General features: G+C 54.1%; 1 protein-coding gene. It reads left to right on the plus strand.

Features of this window, described 5'->3' with window-relative positions; genetic code table 11:
• The coding region (locus WH5701_RS15525) for a calcium/sodium antiporter (RefSeq protein WP_006173530.1) at positions 1–1,067 on the plus strand (1,067 nt) is incomplete at its 5' end.
• Positions 1,068–1,195: the final 128 nt, after the last annotated feature.

A 1,195-nucleotide genomic window follows, 5' to 3' on the forward strand; every position in this document is an offset into this window, starting at 1 on the left:
CCACGATCGAAGTTCTCCTTGGCATCGCTCTGTTGTTTGGCGGGGGTGAACTTTTTGTTCAGGGATCCATCGCCCTCGCTGTGATTTTCGGGATTCCTCAGCTGGTGATTGGTCTCACCGTGGTGTCACTTGGCACCAGTGCACCCGAGCTGTTTGTCAGCCTCAATTCCGTGCTTCAGGGTTCCGATGCACTTGCCCTAAGCAACGTGGTGGGCAGCAATATCTTCAACGTGATGGTGGTGCTGGGAAGCAGTGCGTTGGTGCTGCCCCTGCGCGTTGAAAGCCGACTGGTGCGCCGAGATGTGCCTTTAATGATTGCCGTTTCAGCCGCGGTATGGGGGATGGCTTCGGCTGGACGCGTGACCTGGCAGGCCGGCCTTGCCCTCCTCCTCGGCTTGATCATCAACACCATCTGGGAGATCCGAACCGCACGGGAACAGCCGGATGACAGCGAAAGTGCAGAACCTGAGATCGAAGAGAACGCCGCAGAAGGCGGATGGCACTTAGCTGTTCTCAGGCTGATTGGTGGCATCGCCGTCCTCACGGTTGGATCCAAAGTGCTCGTGAGTGGAGCCACCAGCGCTGCAACGCTGCTCGGCGTCAGTGAAGCCGTCATCGGATTGACGATCGTGTCGGCTGGCACCTCGATGCCGGAACTGATTACGTCGCTCGTTGCAGCCCTACGCGGCCGGACCGATTTGGCCATCGGCAACGTTGTTGGCAGCTGCCTGCTCAACCTGATGCTCGTACTGGGAGGCACCGCATTAGTCACTGGAAGCCAGGGATTAAACGTCTCCCCCGACCTCATCCATGACGACTTGCCAGTGATGCTCCTCACCAGCCTTGCTTGTCTACCGATCTTCTGGACTCGCGGACGCATCAGTCGATTGGAAGGGGGATTATTGCTGAGTCTTTATGTCCTCTACATCGTTGACAATGTTCTTCCAAGAACAATCCTCGCTAGTTGGTCTGATGAATTCAGATTGGTCATGCTTTGTTTGGTTTTACCGGTCGTAATGGTCACGATCATCACGCAAGCCGTGGTGTATTGGCGGACAAGCCATTGAGCTCTATTTGCGTTAAACAAATATTTTGCCGCACAACATGAGACATCAAAAAGTATTTTTGACAATTCATTAATACAAAAAATTGATGCTCGCTGAAGTCCTTTAATCGGCGAAGTCACATCGTCACA

It is taken from the genome of Synechococcus sp. WH 5701 (assembly GCF_000153045.1).
GTDB classification, from domain to species: Bacteria; Cyanobacteriota; Cyanobacteriia; order PCC-6307; family Cyanobiaceae; genus Regnicoccus_A; species Regnicoccus_A antarcticus.